This window comes from Streptomyces sp. NPDC054842 (assembly GCF_053611025.1).
Map to the genome: position 1 here is coordinate 1 of NZ_JBSGZN010000008.1, position 23473 is coordinate 23473.

Annotated in this window: 18 protein-coding genes and 1 pseudogene; 12 read left to right on the forward strand and 7 right to left on the reverse strand. The window is 72.2% G+C overall.

Translation table 11 applies throughout. The features are described 5' to 3' along the window. From ACWGIS_RS08360 to glgB, 3 genes are all read left to right on the forward strand, one after another. Positions 1–230: alpha-glucosidase C-terminal domain-containing protein (locus tag ACWGIS_RS08360; protein ID WP_453361609.1), on the forward strand; the 230-nt coding region annotated here is incomplete at its 5' end. A gap of 109 nt (positions 231–339) precedes the next feature. Continuing rightward, positions 340–1746, forward strand: a complete 1407-nt coding sequence (locus tag ACWGIS_RS08365) for a maltokinase N-terminal cap-like domain-containing protein (protein WP_453361610.1) — start codon at positions 340–342, stop codon at positions 1744–1746. A gap of 49 nt (positions 1747–1795) precedes the next feature. Then, the gene (gene glgB / locus ACWGIS_RS08370) at positions 1796–4483 is read left to right on the forward strand and encodes a 1,4-alpha-glucan branching enzyme (protein WP_453361611.1); all 2688 of its coding nucleotides are present in this window, start codon (positions 1796–1798) and stop codon (positions 4481–4483) included. 70 nt (positions 4484–4553) lie between these two features. On the opposite strand, the gene ACWGIS_RS08375 is transcribed toward glgB, so the two are convergent. The 4 genes from ACWGIS_RS08375 to ACWGIS_RS08390 all read right to left on the reverse strand — a co-directional run bounded on the left by ACWGIS_RS08375 (position 4554) and on the right by ACWGIS_RS08390 (position 8287). Next, entirely contained in the window at positions 4554–6818 is a 2265-nt protein-coding gene (locus tag ACWGIS_RS08375) for a HelD family protein (RefSeq protein WP_453361762.1), read from the reverse strand. Positions 6819–6964: 146 nt separating this feature from the next. Then, positions 6965–7297: a thioredoxin family protein gene (locus tag ACWGIS_RS08380; protein ID WP_453361612.1), complete on the reverse strand. Its 333-nt coding sequence runs from the start codon at positions 7295–7297 to the stop codon at positions 6965–6967. Continuing rightward, positions 7294–7722, reverse strand: a complete 429-nt coding sequence (locus tag ACWGIS_RS08385) for a MerR family transcriptional regulator (RefSeq protein ID WP_453361763.1) — start codon at positions 7720–7722, stop codon at positions 7294–7296. Before ACWGIS_RS08385 ends, ACWGIS_RS08380 begins: the two co-directional genes overlap by 4 nt. A gap of 43 nt (positions 7723–7765) precedes the next feature. After that, positions 7766–8287, reverse strand: coding sequence for an Lrp/AsnC family transcriptional regulator (locus ACWGIS_RS08390; RefSeq protein ID WP_453361613.1), 522 nt, complete (start codon positions 8285–8287; stop codon positions 7766–7768). Between the two features lie 95 nt (positions 8288–8382). On the opposite strand from ACWGIS_RS08390, the gene ACWGIS_RS08395 reads away from it, so the two are divergent. Together ACWGIS_RS08395 and ACWGIS_RS08400 are read left to right on the forward strand one after the other, a co-directional pair. After that, positions 8383–9327, forward strand: coding sequence for an NAD-dependent epimerase/dehydratase family protein (locus tag ACWGIS_RS08395; RefSeq protein WP_453361614.1), 945 nt, complete (start codon positions 8383–8385; stop codon positions 9325–9327). A 57-nt stretch (positions 9328–9384) separates the two neighbouring features. After that, positions 9385–9639 (forward strand): annotated as a pseudogene (locus ACWGIS_RS08400) (MarR family winged helix-turn-helix transcriptional regulator); the annotation flags it as partial. A gap of 205 nt (positions 9640–9844) precedes the next feature. Here ACWGIS_RS08400 and ACWGIS_RS08405 read toward each other — a convergent pair. Further along, a complete protein-coding gene (locus ACWGIS_RS08405) occupies positions 9845–11641 on the reverse strand; it encodes an MFS transporter (RefSeq protein WP_453361615.1) in 1797 nt (598 codons plus the stop codon). Positions 11642–11857: 216 nt separating this feature from the next. On the opposite strand from ACWGIS_RS08405, the gene ACWGIS_RS08410 reads away from it, so the two are divergent. Further along, positions 11858–12475: a TetR/AcrR family transcriptional regulator gene (locus tag ACWGIS_RS08410; protein WP_453361616.1), complete on the forward strand. Its 618-nt coding sequence runs from the start codon at positions 11858–11860 to the stop codon at positions 12473–12475. Positions 12476–12960: 485 nt separating this feature from the next. On the opposite strand, the gene ACWGIS_RS08415 is transcribed toward ACWGIS_RS08410, so the two are convergent. Next, positions 12961–14376 carry a cation:dicarboxylate symporter family transporter gene (locus ACWGIS_RS08415; RefSeq protein ID WP_402379752.1) on the reverse strand — a complete coding sequence of 472 codons (1416 nt, stop codon included), beginning with the start codon at positions 14374–14376 and terminating at the stop codon, positions 12961–12963. Between the two features lie 347 nt (positions 14377–14723). Here ACWGIS_RS08415 and ACWGIS_RS08420 point away from each other — a divergent pair, with 347 nt between their 5' ends. The 6 genes from ACWGIS_RS08420 to ACWGIS_RS08445 all read left to right on the forward strand — a co-directional run bounded on the left by ACWGIS_RS08420 (position 14724) and on the right by ACWGIS_RS08445 (position 22177). Continuing rightward, positions 14724–16487, forward strand: coding sequence for a sensor histidine kinase (locus ACWGIS_RS08420; protein WP_453361617.1), 1764 nt, complete (start codon positions 14724–14726; stop codon positions 16485–16487). Beyond that, positions 16484–17167, forward strand: coding sequence for a response regulator (locus tag ACWGIS_RS08425; RefSeq protein ID WP_453361618.1), 684 nt, complete (start codon positions 16484–16486; stop codon positions 17165–17167). Before ACWGIS_RS08420 ends, ACWGIS_RS08425 begins: the two co-directional genes overlap by 4 nt. Before the next feature lie 757 nt (positions 17168–17924). Next, on the forward strand, positions 17925–19262 hold the full coding sequence (locus ACWGIS_RS08430; RefSeq protein WP_453361764.1) for an extracellular solute-binding protein: 1338 nt from the start codon (positions 17925–17927) through the stop codon (positions 19260–19262). Between the two features lie 95 nt (positions 19263–19357). Further along, on the forward strand, positions 19358–20233 hold the full coding sequence (locus tag ACWGIS_RS08435; RefSeq protein WP_453361765.1) for a carbohydrate ABC transporter permease: 876 nt from the start codon (positions 19358–19360) through the stop codon (positions 20231–20233). A gap of 1 nt (position 20234) precedes the next feature. Next, positions 20235–21095, forward strand: coding sequence for a carbohydrate ABC transporter permease (locus tag ACWGIS_RS08440; protein WP_453361619.1), 861 nt, complete (start codon positions 20235–20237; stop codon positions 21093–21095). Positions 21096–21547: 452 nt separating this feature from the next. Continuing rightward, a complete protein-coding gene (locus ACWGIS_RS08445) occupies positions 21548–22177 on the forward strand; it encodes an XRE family transcriptional regulator (protein ID WP_453361766.1) in 630 nt (209 codons plus the stop codon). 169 nt (positions 22178–22346) lie between these two features. On the opposite strand, the gene ACWGIS_RS08450 is transcribed toward ACWGIS_RS08445, so the two are convergent. Next, positions 22347–23372, reverse strand: coding sequence for an ATP-dependent 6-phosphofructokinase (locus ACWGIS_RS08450; RefSeq protein ID WP_453361620.1), 1026 nt, complete (start codon positions 23370–23372; stop codon positions 22347–22349). Between the last annotated feature and the right edge of the window lie 101 nt (positions 23373–23473).

The window sequence follows — 23473 nt, forward strand, 5'->3', positions numbered from 1 at the left end:
CGGCCGTCATCGCGTTCCTGCGCGAGTACAAGGACGACCTCGTGCTGTGCGTGCACAACTTCTCCCGCTTCGCACAGCCGACCGAGCTGGACCTGAGCGCGTTCAGCGGACGGCACCCGGTCGAGCTGATCGGCGGGGTCCGCTTCCCCGCCATCGGCGAACTGCCCTACCTGCTGACCCTCGCGGGCCACGGCTTCTACTGGTTCCGGCTCCGCAAGGACACCGCGTAGAAGCGGACGGAAGGCGCGCAGATCCCGGTCGGGCCGGTTTCCACCGGCCCGACCGGGGCACGCATCAGTAACACCCCGCCCCGACCTCCCGGGGAAAGGACGCGACGCCATGTCGGAAGCCGCAATCCATCCAGTCACGGCCCCGGTCGCCCGCCCTGATCTGCTCGCGTCCCTCGATCCACTGCTGCGGGAATGGCTGCCGCGGCAGCGCTGGTTCGCGGGCAAAGGGCGCCCGGTGACCGGATTCACCCTGGTGGCGGCCACCGAGCTGCTGCCGCCCGGTTCCACGACGGGCCTGTTCCACCTCCTCGTACGCGCGCACCAGCCGCTCACCCCGGCACCGGGCGCCCCCGCCCACCCCGGGGACTGCTACCAGCTGCTGATAGGCGTGCGCGAGGCGCTGCCGCCCCGGCTGGCGCCCGCGCTGATCGGCCATCTCGACGAGGGTCCGCTGGCCGGACGGACGGCGTACGAGGCCCTGTACGACCCCCGCTCCGCCGACGTGCTGCTGGAAGCGCTGCGGACGCAGGCCCGCGTCGGGGACCTGCGGTTCGAGCGCGACCGGCGCCAGGACATCCGGGAGGACCTGGTGCCGCGCGTGGTGACGGCGGAGCAGTCCAACTCCTCCATCGTCTATGGAGATACGTTCATCCTGAAGCTGTTGCGCCGGATCGTGCCCGGGGTCAACCCCGATCTGGAGCTGCCGCTGATGCTGGCCCGCGAGGGCTGCCCGCGGGTTCCCGCCCCCACGGCGTGGATGCTCGCGGACCTGGCCGGCGAGACGTACGTCCTCGGCGTCATGCAGCCCTTCGTGCAGGGCGCCGCCGACGGCTGGGAGCTCGCGCTGCGCGAGCTGGCCAAGGGCGAGGACTTCGCCGCCGAGGCCCGGTCGCTCGGCCGGGCCACGGCCGAGGTGCACACCGCGCTCGCCCGCGCGCTGCCCACGGTCACCGTCGGCCCGCCCCAGCTGCAGCTGATCGTCGACGGCATGACCGAGCGGCTGGAGGCCGCAGCGCAGGCGGTGCCCGCGCTGCGGCCGTACGCCCCCGGTCTGCGCTCCGCGTTCCAGGCCCTGTCCGACCTGGCCGGCGAGGGGCACACCTGGACCGCCCAGCGCATCCACGGCGACCTGCACCTCGGGCAGTGCCTGCGGTCCGCGTCCGGCGAGTGGTCGCTGATCGACTTCGAGGGCGAACCGTCGAAGCCGCTCGCGGAACGCCGGATGCCGCAGCCGGCCGTGCGGGACATCGCGGGGATGCTGCGCTCCTTCGACTACGCGGCCCACTCCGCCGAGTCCCGGGCGGCAGGCTGGGCCGACGCCTGCCGGGCGGCGTACTGCAACGGGTACGCGGAGGTCACCGGGCGCGACCCGCGCACCGATCCGGTCCTGTTGCGCGCCTACGAGACGGACAAGGCGATATACGAAGTCCTGTACGAGGCCCGGCACCGGCCCGACTGGCTGCCGGTGCCGATGGCCGCGGTCCGTCGGCTCGCCGCGGACGACGGCTCGCCGTGACCCGTGCCCCGAACCGCCCCACCTCACCCCTGCCGAGGAGGCCCTGCCCGTGACCCCCCGTCCCCCGTCCGAGGACAGTCCGAAGAAGACCGGCGCGAGCGCGAGGAAGCCGGCCGCCGCCGAGAAGGCGGCCGACGGCAAGAGGACGGCCGCCGCGAAGAAGGCGGCCGGGAAGAAGACGACGGCGGCCGCGAAACGCTCCGCCGAGGAGAAGACGGCGGTCAAGAAGGCCGCCGAGGGCGCACCGGCGGCGAAGAAGGCGACGGGGAAGAAGGCCGCCGCCAGGAAGTCGGCGGTGGTGAAGGCCGCGGCGACGAAGACCACGGCCGCGAAGACGACGGCCGCGCGGACACCGGCCGGGAAGGCGACCGCGAAGAAGACCGCCGACAAGAAGGTGCCCGCCCAGAAGCGGGCCGGCGGTACGGCCGCCGGGCCGCGGAGCGGTCGGGCGGGCGTCTCGGTGGCCGCGCCCCGGACGCCCGAACCGGCGGCCGCGCCCGCCCAGGTGCCCGCGCCCGCCGGGCCGCCGGAGCCGCCCGGGCCGCCCGCCTTCGCCGGTGTCGAGCCGGGCGACCGGGAACGGCTGCTGAACGGCACGCACCACGACCCGCACGGGGTGCTGGGCGCGCACGTCGTGCCCGGAGGCGTGGCCTTCCGCGCGCTGCGCCCGTACGCCCTGGGGGTGTCCGTCGACGTCGACGGGACGCGGACCGAGCTGCGGGACGACGGCGACGGCTTCTTCTCGGGACTGCTGCCGCTGCCCGAGGTCCCGTCGCACTACCGGCTGGTCGTGACGTACGAGTCGGCGGTGCAGGAGACCGAGGACGCGTACGGGTTCCTGCCCGCGATCGGCGACTTCGACCTGCACCTGCTCGGCGAGGGCCGCCACGAACAGCTCTGGAAGGCGCTCGGCGCGCAGCCGATGGTGCACCAGGGCGTGACCGGCACCCGGTTCACGGTGTGGGCGCCGAACGCGCGCGGGGTGCGGGTGGCCGGCACCTTCAACTACTGGGACGCCACCGGGTACCCGATGCGCTCGCTCGGCTCGTCCGGGGTGTGGGAGCTGTTCGTGCCCGCGATCGGCGAGGGCGAGCTGTACAAGTTCGAGATCACCAGGGCCGACGGTTCGAAGACACTGCGGGCCGACCCGATGGCCCGGCGCACCGAGGTGCCGCCCTGCACCTCCTCGATCATCGAGGCCTCGCACCACGAGTGGCGGGACGAGGAGTGGATGTCCCGGCGCGCGCAGCGGCCCGCGCACGAGGCGCCGTTCTCCGTGTACGAGATCCATCTGCCGTCCTGGCGACCGGGACTGACGTACCGCCAGCTCGCCGAGGTGCTGCCCGCGTACGTGGCCGACCTCGGTTTCACGCACGTCGAGCTGATGCCGGTGGCGGAGCACCCGTTCGGCGGCTCGTGGGGCTACCAGGTCACCGGGTTCTACGCGCCGACGGCCCGGCTCGGCACCCCGGACGACTTCAAGTACCTTGTCGACGCCCTGCACCGGGCCGGGATCGGGGTGCTCATGGACTGGGTGCCGGCGCACTTCCCGCGCGACGCCTGGGCGCTGGCCGAGTTCGACGGGCGTCCGCTGTACGAGCCCGCGGACCCGCTGCGGGCCGCCCATCCCGACTGGGGCACGCTGGAGTTCGACTACGGGCGCCGCGAGGTGCGCAACTTCCTCGTCGCCAACGCCGTGTACTGGTGCGAGGAGTTCCACATCGACGGCCTGCGCGTCGACGCCGTCGCCTCGATGCTCTACCTCGACTACTCCCGTGAGCCCGGCCAGTGGACGCCGAACGAGCACGGCGGCCGGGAGAACCTGGACGCGGTCGCCTTCCTCCAGGAGATGAACGCCACCGTCTACCGGCGGAACCCGGGCGTGGTCACCATCGCGGAGGAGTCGACCGCCTGGGACGGCGTCACCCGGGCCACCCACCACACCGGGCCCGGCGGCTTCGGCGGCCTGGGCTTCGGGCTGAAGTGGAACATGGGCTGGATGCACGACTCCCTCGACTACGTGCAGCACGAACCGGTCCACCGCAAGTACCACCACAACGAGATGACGTTCTCGATGGTGTACGCGTACAGCGAGAACTACGTGCTGCCGATCTCCCACGACGAGGTCGTGCACGGCAAGCGGTCGCTGGTGTCGAAGATGCCCGGCGACTGGTGGCAGCAGCGGGCCACCACCCGCGCCTACCTCGGCTTCATGTGGGCCCACCCGGGCAAGCAACTCCTCTTCATGGGACAGGAGTTCGCCCAGGGCGCCGAATGGTCCGAGGCGCGCGGGCCCGACTGGTGGCTGCTCGACCCGGCGTACGGCGCGGAGGCCGACCACCGCGGCGTCCGCGACCTGGTCCGCGATCTCAACACCGTCTATCAGGGCGAACCGGCCCTGTGGGAGCGGGACACCCAGCCCTCCGGGTTCGCCTGGATCGCCGGGGACGCCGCGGAGGACAACGTCCTCGCCTTCCTGCGGTACGACGCGGACGGCTCCCCGCTGCTCGCCGTCTCCCACTTCGCGCCGGTGGTCCGGCACGACTACCGGCTCGGGGTGCCGGACGACGTGCCCGCGTGGCACGAGGTCCTCAACACCGACCTCGCCCGGTACGGCGGCAGCGACGTCACCAACCCGCACCCGGTGAAGCCGGAGCCGCAGGGCGCCCACGGCCGTCCGGCGAGCATCCGGCTGACCCTGCCACCCCTGTCGACGGTGTGGCTGCGCCCGGCCTGACCCCGTAGCCCGCCCACCGGCGCCGCGGGGGCCGAATCCTCCTCCGGGCAGGGATTCGGCCCCCGCGGCGTCAGGCCGCCTTCAGGGCCTCGGGCACGTCCCCGGTGTGCAGCACGCCCAGCGCCTGGGTGGCGCGGGTCAGGGCGACGTACAGATCGCTCCTCCCGTACCGCCCCGGCTCGACCACCAGGACGGAGTCGAATTCGAGCCCCTTGGCCTGCCGGGGGTCGAGCAGCACGACGGTGCTGGTCAGGTCGGGCTCCTCCCCCGCGGTCACCCCGTCGAGCCGGGCGGCCAGCACCCGGTGCAGGTCCCGGGGCGCGATCACGGCGAGCCGCCCCTCGGCCGGGGTGAGTTCGGCGACGGCCCCGGCCACCGCGCCGGGCAGGTCGTCGGTGGCGCGCACCCAGGGCCGTACACCTGTGGAGCGCACCGAGCTCGGCGGCTCGAAGTCCGGGTTCCCGGCGCGCACGACGGCCGCCGCGAGGTCCATGATCTCGGACGGGGTGCGGTAGTTGACGGCCAGGCGGGTGTGCTCCCAGCGGTCCTCGACGTACGGGGCGAGGATGTCCGACCAGGAGCCGACGCCGCCCGCCTCGGAGGTCTGCGCGGGATCGCCGACCAGCGTCATCGAGCGGGTCGGGCTGCGCCGCATCAGCAGCCGCCAGGCCATCGGGGACAGCTCCTGCGCCTCGTCGACGATGATGTGCCCGAAGGCCCAGGTGCGGTCGGCCGCGGCACGTTCGGCGGCGCTGCGGTGGTCGTCCTCCTCGTGCCGCTCGGCGAACCGTTCCGCGTCGATGATGTCGTGCGCGGACAGGATCTCGGAGTCCTCCTCGTCCTTGTCCTCGAACTCGTAGGTCCGGGAGGCGTAGGAGACGTCCAGCACGCCCTGGGCGTAGGCGACCTGCGCGTTGCGCTCCCTTTCGGCGACGGCCCGCGCCACGCGGTCGTCCTCGCCGAGGAGTTCCGCCGCCTCGTCCAGGAGCGGGACGTCCGCGACGGTCCACGCCCGGGTGACCGGGCGGCGGACCGCGGCGGCGTCCTCGTCCGGGAGGTGTCCCTCCGGGGCCGCCAGGAAGTCGGCGACCAGGCGCTGCGGGGTCAGCCGGGGCCACAACTGGTCGATCGCGGACCAGACTTCGGGGTTCTCGGCGAGTTCGTCGCGGATCTGGGTGATGTCGCCGGGGTCGAGCAGGTTCGAGCCGTCGAAGGGGTCGGTGCCGATCCGCTCGGCGAGCATGTCGGTGAGGGTGTTGAGGATGTGGCCCTCGAAGTGCTCGCGCGCCGCGTTGTGCGGCAGCTTCGCCTCGCGGGTGCGTTCGCGGGCCACCCGTACGAGGCCCTCGTCGAGCATCAGTATGTCCCGGTCGTGCTCGATGGCGATGACCGGATCGGGCAGCGCCTGCCGGTCGCGTACGACGGCGGCGAGGACGTCGGCCATGTCCGCGCGGCCCTTGACGGCGGCCGCCTCGGGGGTGTCGGCGGCGGTCGCCCGCACCCCGGGGAACAGCTCGCCGACGGTGGCGAGCAGCACGCCCGTCTCGCCGAGTGAGGGCAGCACCTCGCCGATGTAGCCGAGGAAGGCCGGGTTCGGGCCGACGATGAGGACGGCCCGCTTGGCGAGCAGCTCGCGGTGTTCGTAGAGGAGGAACGCGGCCCGGTGCAGCGCGACGGCGGTCTTGCCGGTGCCGGGGCCGCCCTCGACGACCATGACGCCCCGGTGCGGGGCGCGGATGATGCGGTCCTGCTCGGCCTGGATGGTCTGCACGATGTCGCTCATCCGGCCGGTGCGGGCCGAGTTGAGGGCGGCGAGCAGCACGGCGTCGCCCGCCGGGTCCTCGTGGCCGGTGCGCTCCCGCTCGCCGAGGTCGAGGAGTTCGTCGTGCAGGGCGGTGACCCGGCGGCCGTCGGTGGTGATGTGCCGGCGGCGGCGCAGGTCCATCGGCGTGTGGCCGGTGGCGAGGTAGAAGGGGCGGGCGACCGGGGCCCGCCAGTCGATCAGGATCGGGGTGAGTTCGGCGTCGTCGGCGCGGACGCCGATCCGGCCGATGTGGTGGCTGACGCCCGTGGTGAGGTCGATGCGGCCGAAGCAGAGGGAGCCGTCCACCGCGTTCAGGGCGGCCAGCAGCCCGGAGCGCTCGGCGACGAGGACGTCCCTCTCCAGTCTGGCCTGCATCGGTGTGTTGCCCTGGCCGAGCGCGTCGACGACGGACGCCTCCGTGGCGCCGCGCAGTGCGTCCACGCGGGCGTACAGGGCGTCGATGAATTCCTGCTCGTGCCGCAATTCATCGTCTGGAAATTCGGTGTTTGACAATTCCGCTCCCGGCCGGATATACTGTGCGCAGTGAACCTCATTCGCGACCCGAATTGCAGGTCGCGAATCATTGAATATACGCAGAGAAATCCCCCGAGCGCAATTGCTCGAGGGATTTTTTCGTTCCCGGCACCCGCAGAATCGTTTCTCAGCCGCTCCGGATTTCAGAGCACGTCGGACAGCTCCTCCAGCAGCCGCCGCTTCGGCCGGGCGCCGACCATGGACCGCACCGGCTCACCTCCCCGGAACACCATGAAGGTGGGCATCGACAGCACCCCGTAGGCGAGCGCGGTCTGCGGATTGGTGTCCACGTCGAGCTGCACCACCTTGAGCCGGCCGTCCTCCTCGGCGGCGACGGCGCTGAGCACCGGGCCCATCTGCCGGCACGGCGGGCACCAGTCGGCGGTGAACTCCACCAGCACCGGCAGTTCCGCCCCGATCACCTCCGCCGCGAAGTCCGCGTCCGTCACCTCGGCCACTCCTGCCGCTCGGATCACTGCGTCCGTCCTCCCAGTTCGCACACCGGTTCCGGGCCGCCCGGAACCTCCGCACCGGCCGCCAGCTCGTCGCGCGCCCGCTCGGCCCTCGCCAGCTGGGCGCCGACATGGGCCCGCACCGCCTGCAACTCGCCGATCAGCACGTCGAGTTCGCCGAGCTTGCGGCGGTACACGACGAGCGAGGCGGGGCAGGAGTCGCCCTCGGGGTGCCCGGCCCGCAGACACTCCACGAAGGGCCGGGTCTCCTCCAGGTCGAACCCGAAGTCCTGGAGGGTCCTGATCTGCCGCAGCAGGGTCAGGTCGTCCTCGTCGTAGGTCCGGTACCCGTTCTCGCCCCGCCGCGCTGGCAGCAGTCCCCGCGTCTCGTAGTAGCGCAGGGTCCGCGTGGTCGTCCCGGCCCGCGCCGCCAGCTCGCCGATTCGCATGTCCACGACGGTAGACCTTGACGCCGACGTCAGGGCAAGCGGTTCACCGCGGCGGGGGCGGGAGCAGCGGTTTCCGTTCCACCGGGGACGACAGGACGATCGACGTGGTGGTCCGGCCGAGGGCGGAGGTCTGCGCCAGGATCTCCTCCAGATGGACGGTGTCCCGCACCGCCACCTTGAGGATCCAGCAGTCCTCGCCGACGACGTGGTGGACCTCCACGACCTCGGGCCGGGCGAGGAGTTCCCGGGTCCTCGGGTGCCCGAGGGTGTAGCCGCCGTGCGGGTTCACGCGGACGAACGCCTGGATGCCGTAGCCGAGGCGGGCGGGGGCGACGTGGGCGCCGTACCCGGTGACGGCCCCGGCGGACTCCAGCCGCCGGACGCGCTCGGCGACCGCCGCCGGGCTCAGTCTGACCCGGCGGCCCAGCTCGCTGAGCCTGATCCGGCCGTCGGTCTGGAGCAGTTCGAGGATGTGCCGGTCCAGCTCGTCGAAGGCCGCCGACGTTTCGTCGGCGACGCCGCGCTGGGACCGTGGTTCCTTCGGTACGACGGCCTGATCTCCCATGAGTCCCCCTTCAGTGCCGCGGTCCGCGACGGGAGAATTATCACCGCACGGGCGACGGCCGCCGGGTGCGGACCTGGGGAATTCGGGAGGGCGTCGTGCGCGACGTGTGTGTCATCGGCGGGAACCGCTATTTCGGAAAGCGGCTCATCGCCCGGCTGCTGGCCGCCGGCGACCGCGTCACGGTCGTCAACCGCGGCTCCTCGCCGCCGCCCGACGGCGCGCTCCACGTGATCGCCGACCGCGGGGACGAGCGGGCGCTGACGGCCGCGCTCGGCTCCCGCACCTTCGACGTCGTCGTCGACCAGGTCTGCTACTCACCCCGGCAGGCGGCCGTCGCGCGCCGCGTCTTCACCGGCCGCACCCGCCGGTACGTGATGACCTCCACGGTCGAGGTGTACGAGGACGAGGACTCGTCGGTGCCGGTGCGCGAGGACGCCGTCGACCCGGGGACGGTCGCGGTGGACCCCGGCCTCCCCTGGGACGACCCCGCGTTCCTCGACGCCCACTACGGCGAGGGCAAGCGGCAGGCCGAGGCGGTGTTCGCCGGGGCCCCGGACTTCCCTTACGTCTCCGTCCGCGTCGCCCATGTGCTGGGCGGGGACGACGACTTCACGGGACGGCTGGACCACTACGTCCGGCGCATCGAGGCGGGCGAGCCGATCGCCGTACCGCCGGTGAACCGTCCGGCGACGTACATCCACGTCGAGGAGATCGCCGACTTCCTCATGTGGGTCACCCGCGGGGACTTCACGGGGCCGGTGAACGCCGCCTCCCACGGGGTGCTGACCACCGAGGAGTTGTGCCGCGCGGTGGCCGCGCACGTCCCCGGCGGCAGGACCGTGTTCCGGACCGTCGACGTCGGCGAGGTCTCGCCGTTCTCGTTCACCCGCTCGTACGGGATGGACAACTCCCGGGCCACCGCGCTCGGTTACTCCTTCGGGCAGGCACGGGAGTGGCTGCCGCGGGCGGTCGCCGAGACGGTCGGCGAGACGCCCGTGGCCACGACTCGCGGTGCCGTGCCGCACGGGGAGAACGACTGACGTACGGGTGCACCCCCACGAGCGGCCCGGTGACGGCCCGGGAGTGCCGAACAGGCTCAGGTGACCAAGCAGACGGCCGGATTCCTGGTCGACCGGCTGGAGCGGGCGGGGTACGTGCGGCGGGTGCCGGACCCGACCGACCGGCGTGCCCGGCTGGTGTGCGTCGCCGAGCGCGGGCTCGCGGCCGCTCCCGTCGCCGCCACCGTGGCCGAGGTGGAGGCGGAGTGGGCCGCGCACCTCGGCCGGCGCCGGATGACCCAGCTGAGGGAAGCGCTGACGCTGCTGCGGGAGATCACCGACCCCTACGCGTGAGACGCGGCAAGGGCCGGAGCCCGGGAAGCCCCCCGACTCCCCGGACCCCGGCCCTGGTCTGGCGGGACCGGTCCACGCGGTCCGGTGCGTCCGTACGGACGTCGGCCCGGTCCACGCCGTTCGGGCGCCACACTCGGACGCCGGCCCGGCCCGTACAGGCGGTGCCTCACGTACGGACCCGGCCCGGGTCCGTACGGTCGGCGCGTCACGAACGGTCGCGCCCGCCCACGGTCTCGGACTTCTCGTCGGCGGCCTCCGCGTCGCCGCCGGAGCCGGTGCCGGCCGGGGTCGCGTCACCCCGCGAGATTCCGTCGGTGTCCGGCGTCTGCGACTCGTCGGTGTCCGTGGCCTGTACGGTCTCCGGCTCCGGTTCCGGCCGCGTCGTACGCCCCTTGCGCGGCAGCATGACCGCCACCAGCACCGTGCCGACGCCGAGGACCACCGCGCCGATCAGGCTGGTGTGGGCGACCGCGTCGGAGAAGGACGCGCCGACCGCGTCCGCCATGTGCCGAGCGCCTTCCGCGAGTTGGTCGGCCTGCGACTTCAACTGGGCGGCCTGCTCGGCGTTCTGCGCGTGGGCCGCCTGCTCTCCCGCCTGCCGGGCCTTGTCGCCGATGCCCTGGGCGACCGCGTAGCCCGCACCCACCGAGTCCTGCGCGGTGGAGAGGGCGCTCGCCGGGAGACCCTGGCCCGCGGTGGCGTCGGAGAGGTGGGAGGAGTACGAACTCGCCAGCACCGAACCGAGGATGGCGATGCCGAGGGAGCCGCCCAGTTCCAGCGAAGTGTCGTTGACCGCGCCGCCGACGCCCAGTTCGGACTCGGGGAACGCGCCCATGATGGCGTCCGTGCAGGGCGACAGCGCGAGCCCGATCGCGAGGCCGAGGACGACCAGCGGCAGGACGAAGTCGCCGTACGAGGACGAGGCGTCGATCCGGGTGAGCAGCGCGAGGGCCGCCGTACCGCCGACCATGCCCGCGGTGACGGTGATCCGCATGCCGACGCGCGGGGTCAGGTACCCGGTGAGCGCGGAGCCGACGAACACGGCCCCGGCGAGCGGCAGCATGCGCACTCCGGTGTCCAGAGCGTCGTAGCCGAGGACGAACTGGAGGTGCTGGGTGAGGAAGTAGAAGGCGCCGAACACGGCCAGGAAGAACAGCGCGACCGCGAGGTTGGAGCCGGCGAACCCGCGGTTGGCGAAGCGGCGCACGTCGATGACCGGGTGCGGGTGGTGCAGCTCCCACAGCACGAAGAGGACGAGACCGAGACCGGCGACGACCGCGGCGGTCACGGCCTTCACGCCCCAGCCGAAGTGCGGCCCCTCGATGATCATGTAGACGAGCGCGCCGATCCAGACCACGGAGAGCAGCCCGCCGACGTAATCGACCCGGTTGTGGTGCGCGGCAGCGGACGGCGGTACGAGGACGAGGGCGCCGACGATCGCGACGGCGGCGACGGGCACGTTGATCAGGAAGGTCGAGGACCAGCCGTGGTGCTCCAGGAGGGCGCCGGCGACGAGCGGCCCGGCCGCGATGGCGAGTCCGGCGGTGGCGGTCCACAGCGTGATCGCCTTGGCGCGCTCGGCGCGCGGGAAGGTCGCGGCGAGCAGCGAGAGCGTGGCCGGCATGATCAGCGCCGCGCCCACGCCCATGACGGCACGGGCCGCGATGACGCCGGTGGAGCTGCCGACCAGCGAACCGGCGACGGCCCCGCCGCCGAAGACGACGAGCCCGAGGACGAGGGCGCCGCGCCGGCTGTACTTGTCACCGATCGCGCCGAGCAGCAGCATCAGCGCGGCGTACGGGACGGTGTAGCCGTCGATGACCCACTGCAGGTCGGCGCTGGACAGACCGAGGTCCTGGGTCATGTCCGGGGCGGCGACCGTCAGCGCGGTGTTCGCCATCACGATGATCAGCAGGCTCAGGCAGAGCACCAGCAGGGCCCACCAGCGCCGGGCGTAGGGCCGGTCCATCCTCTCGACCGGTTGGTTCATGACGAGACGCATGGGTACGGGTCGCCCTTCCTGTGTCGACTCGCGCGGGAACGGACGCTCGGCCCGCGCCGCGATGGACCTGCGCGGCGGCCGTCTCACCCGACCACTTGCACAGCACCGTGCAATTGCACGACACTGTGCAACGTACGTCATTGCACAGGGCTGTGCAAATCGCGGCGGTGGTGACCGGGTGGACGCGACGACCGCCGAGGACGAAGGGCAGGCAGAATGACAGCCATGACCACGGGTAACGCCAGCCGCGCCGACGTGAACCGCCGACGCATCCTCGATGTCGCGCTGGCCGAGCTGCTGCGCGACCCCGATGCCTCCATGGACCAGATCGCGCGGGCCGCGGGCGTCGTCCGGCGCACGGTGTACGGGCACTTCCCGAGCCGCGAGGCGTTGATCGGCACGCTCTTCGAGGGTGCGGTCGAGGCGGTGGAGGCGGCGCACGCGGCGGGGCGCGCGGGCGCCGAGGACCCCGCGGAGTCGCTGGTCCGCTCGACGCTCGCGGTCTGGGAGATCGCCGACCGCTACCGGCTGCTGGTCGCGCTCGCCCAGCGCAGCGTCACCGTGCAGGGCATCCGCGACCGCCTCACGCCCGTCCGGGAGGCCTGCGCCGAGCTGCTCGGACGCGGTCTGGAGCAGGGCGTCTTCGAGTCCCCGCTGCCCCCGCGGGCCCTGGCCTATGTGCACGAGCAGATGCTGTTCGCGCTGATGGAGGCCGTGAACGACGGCCTGCTGGCAGCGGAGGAGGCGGGCCGCTCCGCCGCGGTCACGATGCTGACCACGGCGGGCGTACCCGCCTCTCGGGCCACCGGCCTGGTGGCGAAGCTGAGCGCCTAGTTCCGGCTGGGCCTTGTCTGGGGCTCACCTGGGCCTTGTCTATGGCTCACCTGGGCCTCGTCCGGGCCTTGCCTGGCCCTCATATGGGCCTTGCCTGGCCCTCATGTGGGCCTCGTCCGGTCCGCGCCGGGCCTTGCCAGGCCCACGTATGAGCCTCGTCCGGTCCGCCCCGGGCCTTGCCTGTGCCTCGTCCGGTCCGCGCCTGAGCCTTACCGGGCCTCGTCCGGGCCTTGTTCCCGGACGGGACCGGCGTCGCGGGGCCGGCTTGGTTCGGCGGGGACGGGGACGGGGACGGCCGTCGGCCAGAGTCGGGCCTTGGCCGGTGACAGGCACGGAGAGCGGCTCCGCGCGATGTCCGTACCGCACCGGGCGGCCGGGCCAACGGGGGGTGGCCCGGCCGCCCGGCGTTCTCGGGGCACCCGGGTGCCGTCGGCGCCCGGGCGCGGTTCCGCCGGGCCCCCATCAGGGAGGGGCCCGGCGAAGCTCTACGCCTTGACCAGCTCCTTCTCGCCGCCCTGCTCGGGCAGCCCCGCCGGGGAGGCGTCCTCGTCGTGGTCGAGCAGCGTCTCCTCGTCGAAGGGGAGCTGTCCGGCGAGCACCTGGTCGACCCGCTCGCGGTCGATCTCCTTCGTCCAGGTGCCGATCAGGACCGTGGCGACCGCGTTGCCCGCGAAGTTGGTGAGGGCGCGTGCCTCGCTCATGAAGCGGTCGATGCCGACGATCAGACCGACGCCGTCCACCAGCGCGGGCTTGTGCGACTGCAGTCCGCCGGCCAGCGTGGCCAGACCGGCGCCGCTGACACCCGCGGCGCCCTTGGATGCCACCAGCAGGAAGAGCAGCAGCGGGATCTGCTCCCCGACGGACATCGGCTTGCCGAGGGCGTCGGCGATGTAGAGGGACGCCATCGTCATGTAGATCATCGTGCCGTCGAGGTTGAAGGAGTAGCCGGTCGGGACGGTGATGCCGACCACCGGCTTGCTCACGCCCAGGTGCTCCATCTTCGCGATGAGCCGCGGCAGCGCGGACTCGGAGGAGGAGGTGGACAGGATCAGCAGGAACTCACGGCCGAGGTACTTGAAGAACGTGAGGATGTTGAGGCCCGCGACGATCCGCAGCAGCGCGCCGAGCACGATGAAGACGAACAGGAAGCAGGTGACGTAGAAGCCCAGCATCAGCACGGCCAGGCTCTTGAGGGCGTCCAGGCCCGCGGAACCGGTGACCGCGGCGATCGCGCCGAAGGCGCCGAGGGGCGCCGCCCACATCACCATGGCGAGGATGCGGAAGACGAGCCGCTGGATGTGCTCGATGCCGCGGAGCACCGGCTGGCCCGCCGAGCCCATCGCCTGGAGCGCGAAGCCGGCCAGCAGCGCGACCAGCAGGGTCTGCAGGACCTGGCCCTCGGTGAACGCCGACACCATCGTGGTCGGGATGATCGACAGCACGAACTCCACCGGCGGCAGCGCCTCGGCGGACACCTGGCCCTGTCCGGCCTCCTTGACCGACTCGGTCACGGCGAGCCCGGTGCCCGGCTCCAGGATGTTGCCCACCACCAGGCCGATGGCGAGCGCGACCAGCGACATGACCAGGAAGTAGCCGAGCGCGATACCGCCGACGGCGCCGACCTTGGCCGCCTTGCGCACGGAACCGATGCCCAGCACGATCGTGCAGAAGATGATCGGCGAGATCATCATCTTGATCAGGTTCACGAAGCCGGTGCCGATGGGCTTCAGCTCGACCGCGAAATCGGGGGCGATCAGGCCCACGGCGATGCCGAGGATCACGGCGACGATCACGGCGATGTACAGATAGTGCGTGCGGTCCCGCTTGGCGGCGGGTGCGGCAGGTGCCGTTCCGGGTGTGCTGGTCACGGCTGCCCTCCTTGACGACGTCGTCGGCATCATCCGGCGTGCGGCTCACGTCCGGGCGGAACCGGGAGCGGGGAGCTCCCGGGCGTATGGCCGGGAGTGGGGACTCCCGGACAGACCGGGGGTGGGGACTCCCGAGCGGTGGTGCCGGGAGCGGGGACTCCCGGACGGTGGTGCCGGGAGCGGGGACTCCCGAGCGGTGGTGCCGGGAGGGGGACTCCCGATGAGGCCGGGAGGGGAAGCTCCCGGTGGGGACGGCGGACGCGGCCCCGGCGTGACCGGGAAACCGACTCCCCGGTGCGGTGACTATCTCCCGGCCTGTGAGGGCGGTCACCCTTCCGTTCATTTAGTTCACGCTCACCGCGCGAGGCAGACTGACTGGCATGCGCCTCCCCCGCGTCCCGACCCCCCGCAGCCTGGCCGGCCAGCTCTTCGCCATGCAGGCCGTGCTGATCGCGGTCCTGGTCGCCGGATACGCGCTGTTCACCTACATCAGCGACCGCAGCCAGGCCGAGGAGGCCGCGGGCCGCCAGGCCATGGCGGTCGCCCGCTCGGTCGCCGACGCCCCCTCCGTACGCGCGGCCATCCGCACCCCGGACCCGACGAGGAGCCTGCAGCCGTACGCGACGCGGGTGCAGCGGCACACCGGCGTGGACTTCGTGACGATCATGAACCCGCGCGGAATCCGCTGGACCCACCCGGACGAGGACCTCATAGGGCGGCACTTCCTCGGCCACACGGCCCGCGCCCTGGACGGCCAGTCCTTCACGGAGACGTACACCGGCACCCTCGGCCCGTCCGTGCGCGCGGTCACACCCATCAGCGACGGCGGCCGCATCGTCGGCCTGGTCAGCGCCGGCATCAAGGTCGAGGCCATCACCGCCCGGGTCCAGGACCAGGTCACCGCTCTGCTCGGGGCCGCGGCCGGAGCGCTCGCCCTGGGCGCGGTCGGCACGTACGTGATCAACGCCCGGCTGCGCCGCCACACCCACGGCATGAACGCGGCCGAGCTGAGCCGCATGCACGACTACCACCAGGCCGCCCTGCACGCCGTACGCGAGGGGCTGCTCATGCTGGACGGGCAGTACCGGGTGGCGCTGATCAACGACGGCGGCCGGGAGCTGCTGGGTGTCAGCGGCGAGGTCGTCGGCCTCTCGGTCGCCCGGCTCGGCCTGCCCGCACCGCTCACGGGGGCGCTCCTGTCCTCCGAGCCCCGGATGGACGAGGTGCATCTGACGGACACCCGGGTGCTGGCCGTCAACACCTCGCCGGTGTCGGGCGGCGAGCGCCGGGGCACGGTGGTGACCCTGCGCGACGTCACCGAACTGCAGTCCCTGATGGGCGAGCTGGACTCCGAGCGCGGCTTCACGCAGGCGCTGCGCTCGCAGGCGCACGAGGCCGCGAACCGTCTGCACACGGTGGTGTCCCTGATCGAGCTGGAACGCGCCGAGGAGGCCGTCGACTTCGCCACGGCGGAACTGGAGCTGGCGCAGGCGCTGACGGACCAGGTGGTGGCCGCCGTCAGCGAGCCGGTGCTGGCCGCGCTGCTGCTCGGCAAGGCCGCGCAGGCCAACGAGCGGGGCGTGGAGCTGGTGGTGTCGGAGGACAGCGGCCTCGACGACGGCCTGCTCCCTCCCTCGCTGCCCGCCCGGGACCTCGTGACGATCCTCGGCAACCTCATCGACAACGCGGTGGACGCGGCGCAGGGTTCGGCGGGGGCGCGGGTCACGGTGACGGCCTGCACGGACCGGGAGGGGCTGGTCCTGCGCGTCGCGGACACCGGCGCGGGGGTGGCCCCGGCCCACGCGGAGGCCGTCTTCGAGCGCGGCTGGTCGACGAAGCCGGCGGGACCCGGCGGCCGGGGGCTCGGACTCGCGCTCGTGCGCCAGGCAGTGAGCCGTCACGAGGGCACACTGACGGTGACGGAGGCGGCCGGGGGCGGGGCGGAGTTCGAGGTGCGGATGCCGTTGCCTACGGTGGGCTCCGCCACGGACCCGGCGGGCCCCGCCGGGGCGGGGCCCGCGGCGGCCGTCCTGCTCGCGGACCGGGTGCCCGGCCCCGCAGGGCCCGCCCGCACCGCCCTGCCGGACCGGGTGCCCGGACCCGCAGGGCCCGCCCGCACCGCCCTGCCTGGAGGCGACGCATGACCGAGCCCATCCGCGTACTCGTGGTCGAGGACGACCCGGTCGCCGCCGACGCCCACGTCATGTACGTCGGCCGCGTACCCGGCTTCACCGCGGTCGGCAAGGCCCGCACGGGCGCGGAGGCGCGGCGCGCGCTGGACCGCACCCCGGTGGACCTGCTGCTGCTCGACCTGCACCTGCCGGACGTGCACGGCCTGCAGCTCGCCCGCTCCCTGCGCGCCGCCGGCTACCAGGCGGACGTCATAGCCGTGACCTCGGCACGGGACCTCGCCGTGGTGCGCGAGGGCGTCTCCCTCGGAGTCGTGCAGTACGTGCTGAAGCCCTTCACCTTCGCCACCCTGCGGGACCGGCTGGTGCGCTACGCCGAGTTCCACGCGGCGGCGGGCGAGGCCAGCGGGCAGGACGAGGTCGACCGGGCGCTCGCCACCCTGCGCGCACCGGGTCCCGCCGCGCTGCCGAAGGGGCTCAGCGCGCCCACACTGGAGCGGGTGACGCGGACGCTGCGGGACTGCGGCGAGGGCCTGACCGCGGCGGGCGTCGGCGAGGCGGTCGGCATCTCCCGGATCACGGCCCGTCGGTACCTGGAGCACCTGGTGGACGCGGGGTGGGCCGGGCGGAGCCCGCTGTACGGGCAGGTGGGGCGGCCGGAGCTGGTGTATCGGTGGGTGGAGGCGGCCAAGTAGTCGGCCTCGCGTGCGGGGGGCGGGTAAGGGCACGCGTAAACGCTTACGTAAGCCTTTGCGTAAACGCTTACGTAAGCGTTTACGCAAGCGGTTTGCGGGCGGTGGACGGCGAAGGTCGGCGGGAAGGGCCTTCGGTGCGGTGCGGTGCGCGGAACTCGCGGGCGGTGCTTGTGCGGGGTTCCGCAAGCGCGTCCGTGTCGGGACTTGTGAGAGGACGCGCACGTAAACGCTAACGCGTATGTAAACGCTTACGCGAACGTTTACGTAAGCGTTTACGCCCACGGCCCCGGCGCCGTGAGGTCCACAGCCGGCAGGCGCACCCGCAAGCACCCAGATCCGCACCCACGCCCGCACCTCGCCCACGTCAGCCCACAGGCGCGCCGTAAACGCTTACGCAAACGCTTACGCAAACGTTTACCCCACCCCATCGACGATCACCCCTGTCGACCACCACCCACCCTCGAACTCCCCCCACCCCACTCCCCACCCACCCCACAAGTCACCCAGCCACCTCCCCGCACCCCCTCCCCTTCCTCCCAACCACCGCCCCCTGCAAGGTCATTGACCTGACTAGACCATTCCTCTTACGTTCACGGGGCAGACAGACTCGGCCGACGAAGGCCCGTAGGAGGTCGTGCCCGTGCGTCCCATCGCCGCCCGCCCCCGTATCAGCGCCCCGCTCCCCGCCGCTCGCCCCCGTATCAGCGCCCCGTTCCAAGCCCCCCGCTCCCGTACCAGCGCCCCGTTCCTCGCCGCCCTGCTCGTCCTCTCCGCCGCCGGAACGCTGACCGCCTGTGGCGGCGGATCCGGGAGTGATCCGGACACGGTGAAGGTGTCCTTCAAGCAGTCCACGGACAACTCCGTCAAGGTGATGGACACCTATCTGGCGGACGTCAAGAAGCAGTTCGAGAAGGCGAACCCGGGCAAGAAGGTCGAGCTCGTCCCGATCAAGGCCCCGGACTCCGAGTACTACACGAAGCTCCAGCAGATGCTGCGCTCGCCGAAGACGGCGCCGGACCTGGTCTACGAGGACACCTTCCTCATCAACTCCGACATCACCAGCGGGTACTTGAAGCCGCTCGACGGCTACCTCGCCAAGTGGGACGACTGGGACCGGTTCGTCGACACGGCGAAGAGCGCGGCCAAGGCGCAGGACGGCAAGACGTACGGCGTCCCGGACGGCACGGACACCCGCGGGCTCTGGTACGACAAGGGCGTCTTCGCCAAGGCGGGGCTGCCCGCCGACTGGAAGCCCAGGACCTGGGAGGACGTTCTCGACGCCGCCCGCACGATCAAGAAGAAGGTCCCCGGCGTCACGCCCCTCAACGTCTACACCGGCAAGCCCGCGGGCGAGGCCGCCACGATGCAGGGCTTCGAGATGCTGCTGTACGGGACGAACGACGGGACGTCGGACCCGCTGTACGACACGGCCGCCAAGAAGTGGATCACTGGCAGCCAGGGGTTCGAGGACGCTCTCACCTTCGTGGAGACGGTCTACCGGGAGAAGCTCGGCCCTGACGTCTCCGACGCCCTCGATCCGAACTTCGGCACCGCGGTGCGTGGTGAACTGCTGCCGGAGGGCAAGCTCGGGATCGACCTGGACGGCAGCTGGCTGCCGCAGGACTGGGGCAAGGGCGCCGGCCACGAGTGGCCCGAGTGGTCGCAGAAGCTCGGCCTCGCCGCGATGCCGACCCAGCACGGCCAGGCGCCCGGCAAGGTGAGCATGTCCGGCGGCTGGACGTGGTCGATCCCGGCCAAGGCGGCCAACCCGGACCTGGCCTTCGCATTCATCAAGACGATGCAGACGAAGGCGAACGCGCAGAAGTGGTACATCGCCAACTCCGGTATCGCCGTGCGTGAGGACGTCGCGGCCGACCCCGCGTACGTGAAGGCGCAGCCCGGCATCAAGTTCTTCACGGACCTGGTCGCGAGCACCCACTACCGGCCCGCGTACCCGGCGTATCCGAAGGTCTCCACCGCGATCCAGGAGGCGATGGAGGGGGTGACGACGGGTGACAGTTCGGTCGAGGAGGCGGCGCGCGGCTACGACGAGGAGCTGGAGTCCGCCACCGACGGACAAGTGACCACGAAGTGAGCGTCGGTACGCGGACGGACCGGCAGCCGGGGCCCGGCAGGCGTCCGCGCCGCGCCCCGGCGCCCGCCAAGACGGCCGGCCCGCCGGGGTCCGCGGTGCCGCGCCGCGGCGGCGGAGGCCGCGCCCTGGTCCGGGTGCTCCCGCTCTCCCCCGCCGTCGTCCTGCTGCTGCTGTTCCTCGCGGGACCGATCGCGTACTGCGCCTGGATCGCCTTCACCGACCTCCAGCTCACCGGCCAGGCCCGGTCGTCCTTCGTCGGCGTCGACAACTTCCGTGCCGCGTTCCGGGACGAGGCGTTCCTGAACGCGGTCTGGCTCACCCTCGTCTTCACGGTGCTGTCGTCCCTGGTCGGCCAGAACACGCTGGGCCTGGCCCTCGCCTCGCTCATGCGGCGCGCGTCGAAGCCGGTGCGCACGCTCGTCGGCGGCGTCGTGATCACGGCGTGGGTGCTGCCGGAAGTGGTGGCGGGCTTCCTGCTCTACGCGTTCTTCCGCCGCGAGGGCACGCTGAACGCCATCCTGGACTGGCTCGGACTGCCGTCCCAGAACTGGCTGTTCACGCTGCCGATCCTGGCGGTGTCCTTCGCGAACGTGTGGCGGGGCACGGCGTTCTCGATGCTGGTGTACTCGGCGGCGCTGAACGAGATCCCGAAGGAGATCACTGAGGCAGCGGAGGTGGACGGGGCCGGCGGCTGGCGGCGGATGTGGCACATCACGCTGCCGATGATCCGCCGTTCCATCGGCACGAACCTGATGCTCAACACCCTGCAGACGCTGTCGGTGTTCGGGCTCATCTGGGTCATGACGCGAGGCGGTCCGGGTGACCGGAGCCAGACGCTGCCGCTGTTCATGTACGAACAGGCCTTCCAGAAGAGCATGATCGGTTACGGGACGGCGGTGGCCCTGCTGCTCCTGGTGGTCGGTTCCCTGTTCTCACTGGTGTACATGCGCCTGCTGCGGACGGAGGTCTGAGATGGCGTTGTCGGCCCGGTCCGCCAGGCTCGGCCTGCGGTCCCGCCGTACGGCCCGGCGGCTGGCGGCGGACGCGGGGCTCCTCGCGGTGGCGGCGGCGTTCGCGCTGCCGCTGGCCTGGGTGATGCTGTCCGCGCTGGACGCGCACGCGGACCTGCGGGTGAAGGCTCCGGACGGTGTCACCCTGGACAACTTCGACGCGGTGCTGACGCGGGACATCGTCTTCACCCCGCTGCTCAACAGCCTGATCCTGTGCGGTGGCGGCACGCTGCTGACGGTGGTGTGCGCGGCGCTGGCCGCGTATCCGCTGTCGCGCTTCCGGTCCCGCCTCAACCGCCCGTTCCTGCTGACGATCCTGTTCGCGACGAGCCTGCCGATCACGGCGATCATGGTCCCGGTGTACGCGCTGTTCGTCCAGGTGAACCTGATCGACACCGTGCACGGCACGGTGTTCTTCTTCGCCGCCTCCCAACTCCCTTTCGCCATCTGGCTGATGAAGAACTTCATGGACGGCGTGCCGAAGGAGCTGGAGGAGGCGGCCTGGACGGACGGGGCATCGTCGTTCCAGTCGCTGCTGCGCATCGTGCTTCCGCTGATGGGGCCGGGCGTCGCGGTGGTGACGGTCTTCTCGTTCGTGATGATGTGGGGGAACTTCTTCGTCCCGTTCATGCTGCTGCTGACGCCGGACCAGATGCCGGCGTCGGTGAGCATCAACGAGTTCTTCGGCAACCGGGGGATGGTGGTGTACGGGCAGCTGGCGGCGTTCTCGGTGGTCTACTCGACGCCCGTGCTGCTGCTGTACATCCTGGTGGCCCGGCGGCTCGGCGGTGGGTTCGCGCTGGGCGGGGCCGTGAAGGGGTGAGGCGCGATCGCGCCGCCCGGTTCCGCTCCCCGGCCGGGACCGCGGACGTCCCGGACGGGGAAACGGGCGCGCGCCGGGCCGGCCCTCGGGGACGTCGGCCCCGTGTTCCCCGGCGGCCCCGCGCCGCCGGACAGCGGAGGTCAGGAGCCCGGTCACGGGCGCGCATATGCCCCGCCACCTTGCCGTTCGCCGCGCCGCGGCCTCCGCGGAAACGCTGCCGCGGACAACCTGCCGGTCCCGGCAGGCCCGCTCGGCCGGCGGTCCGCGATCTTCGGCCATAGCAACGGAACGGCCGAAACCGTATGTTCCTACAATCTGTGATTGTGGCCGAACAGACCGTAGTCATCCCGGCCACGCCCCCATAGCTTGTGCGCGTGCACCAGCAGCCGGCCCCCCAGCCCACCCCGCCCTTCAACGCCCTCGCCGCCCGCCGACTGCGCGCCGGGCTCGGCATGGGACCCGAACACGTCGCGTACGGCATGCGCGTCTCGTACGGGCTGCCCTACGTCACGCCCGATCTCGTCGTCGCCTGGGAGCGGGGCATCACCGCACCGAGCAGCCCCGAACTCACCGCGCTGGCCGCCGTGCTGTGGTGTTCCCCGGGTGAACTCATCGGCGCCCCGCGCACCTTGCGGGAGCACCGCGTCGCACGGGGCGTCGCCCCCGAGGACGTCGCGCGCGCCGTCGGCCTGGAACTCCTCGTGTACCAGCGGATGGAGGAGACCGACGAGTGGCGGGGCAACGAGCGCCAGTCGGCCGCGCTCGCCGAGCTGCTGGACCTCTCGCTGCCCGACTTCGTCACCGTGACCGGACGCGACGGGAAGCTCGGGGAGCTGCTGCGCAGTGCGGTGACGACCCGCTGGCAGGCGTACGTGCGTCCGCTCGCCAAGACGGTGCCGCTGGACCGGCGGCTCCTGGAGGACGCCCTCCAGGAGCTGCACGCGGACTACCAGGGGCAGATGGCGGCCACGCTCAGCTGGGCCGACGGCGCGGCGGCGGGTGACGCGGGCGACGCCGGGAGGGACTTCATGGACCGGATCGTCGACCACTTCTGGGCGACGGTCCAGCGCAGCACCTACTGAGCGGGCACGAGTCGGTCCGCTCCCGCGCGCGTACGTGCGGCCGGTCCGGCAGACCGGGCAGGCGCCTGGAAGACCGACTCCGCCTCGTCCATGCACGTACTGAGCGGGCGCGAATCGGTCCGCACCCGCTCGTGCACGTGCGGCCAAGTCCGGCAGACCGGACCGGCGCCTAGAAGACCGACTCCGCCTCGTCCATGCGGTCCTTGGGCACGGTCTTCAGCTCGGTGGTCGCGTCCGCGAGGGGGACCATCTCGATCTCGGTGCCCCGCAGCGCCGTCATCCTGCCGAAGTCGCCGCGGTGGGCGGCCTCGACGGCGTGCCAGCCGAAGCGGGTGGCGAGCACCCGGTCGTACGCGGTGGGCGTGCCGCCGCGCTGGATGTGGCCGAGGATGACCGGCTTGGCCTCCTTGCCCAGGCGCCGCTCCAGCTCGTACGCGAGGGCCGCGCCGATGCCCTGGAAGCGCTCGTGGCCGAACTGGTCGATGGCGCCGTGCCCGTAGTCCATGGTGCCCTCGGCGGGGTGGGCGCCCTCGGCGACGCAGATGACGGCGAACTTCTTGCCGCGCGCGAAGCGCTCCTCGACCATGGCGACGAGGTCGGAGGGGTCGAAAGGGCGCTCGGGCAGGCAGATGCCGTGGGCGCCGGCGGCCATGCCGGACTCCAGGGCGATCCAGCCCGCGTGCCGTCCCATGACCTCGACGACCATGACGCGCTGGTGCGACTCGGCGGTGGTCTTGAGGCGGTCCATCGCCTCCGTGGCGACGCCGACCGCGGTGTCGAAGCCGAAGGTGCGGTCGGTGGAGGAGATGTCGTTGTCGATGGTCTTCGGGACGCCGACGACCGGCAGGCCCGCGTCCGACAGCATCCGGGCGGCGGTCAGGGTGCCCTCGCCGCCGATCGGGATGAGCACGTCGATACCGAACTCGCGGGCCATGTCCTGCGCGTTCTCGCAGGCCTCGCGGAGCCGGTCGCGCTGGAGCCGGGAGGAGCCGAGAATGGTGCCGCCGCGGGCGAGGATGCCGCTCACGGCGTTCAGGTCGAGGGCGCGGTAGCGGCCGTCGAGCAGTCCGGCGTAGCCGTCCTCGAAGCCGATGACCTCGTCCCCGAAGTTGGTGACCGCTCGGTGCACGACCGACCGGATCACTGCGTTCAGCCCCGGGCAGTCGCCGCCTGCGGTGAGAACTCCGATGCGCATCGTGCTGTGTCTCCTGCTCGCTGTTGGTACGTGTGAGCCAGTCCGATTGTTTCACGCCCCACAGGCGGCCGCTGCTGCCGTCCGGCGCGCGTGCGGCGGAC

Coding starts and splice junctions, on each gene's coding strand:
- ACWGIS_RS08365 (WP_453361610.1), top strand. CDS start 340: ATGTCGGAAGCCGCAATCCATCCAGTCACGGCCCCGGTCGCCCGCCCT.
- ACWGIS_RS08385 (WP_453361763.1), bottom strand. CDS start 7,722: ATGCGAATCGGCGAGCTGGCGGCGCGGGCCGGGACGACCACGCGGACC.
- ACWGIS_RS08390 (WP_453361613.1), bottom strand. CDS start 8,287: ATGGGAGATCAGGCCGTCGTACCGAAGGAACCACGGTCCCAGCGCGGC.
- ACWGIS_RS08405 (WP_453361615.1), bottom strand. CDS start 11,641: ATGCGTCTCGTCATGAACCAACCGGTCGAGAGGATGGACCGGCCCTAC.
- ACWGIS_RS08410 (WP_453361616.1), top strand. CDS start 11,858: ATGACAGCCATGACCACGGGTAACGCCAGCCGCGCCGACGTGAACCGC.
- ACWGIS_RS08415 (WP_402379752.1), bottom strand. CDS start 14,376: ATGATGCCGACGACGTCGTCAAGGAGGGCAGCCGTGACCAGCACACCC.
- ACWGIS_RS08420 (WP_453361617.1), top strand. CDS start 14,724: ATGCGCCTCCCCCGCGTCCCGACCCCCCGCAGCCTGGCCGGCCAGCTC.
- ACWGIS_RS08425 (WP_453361618.1), top strand. CDS start 16,484: ATGACCGAGCCCATCCGCGTACTCGTGGTCGAGGACGACCCGGTCGCC.
- ACWGIS_RS08440 (WP_453361619.1), top strand. CDS start 20,235: ATGGCGTTGTCGGCCCGGTCCGCCAGGCTCGGCCTGCGGTCCCGCCGT.
- ACWGIS_RS08445 (WP_453361766.1), top strand. CDS start 21,548: ATGGGACCCGAACACGTCGCGTACGGCATGCGCGTCTCGTACGGGCTG.
- ACWGIS_RS08450 (WP_453361620.1), bottom strand. CDS start 23,372: ATGCGCATCGGAGTTCTCACCGCAGGCGGCGACTGCCCGGGGCTGAAC.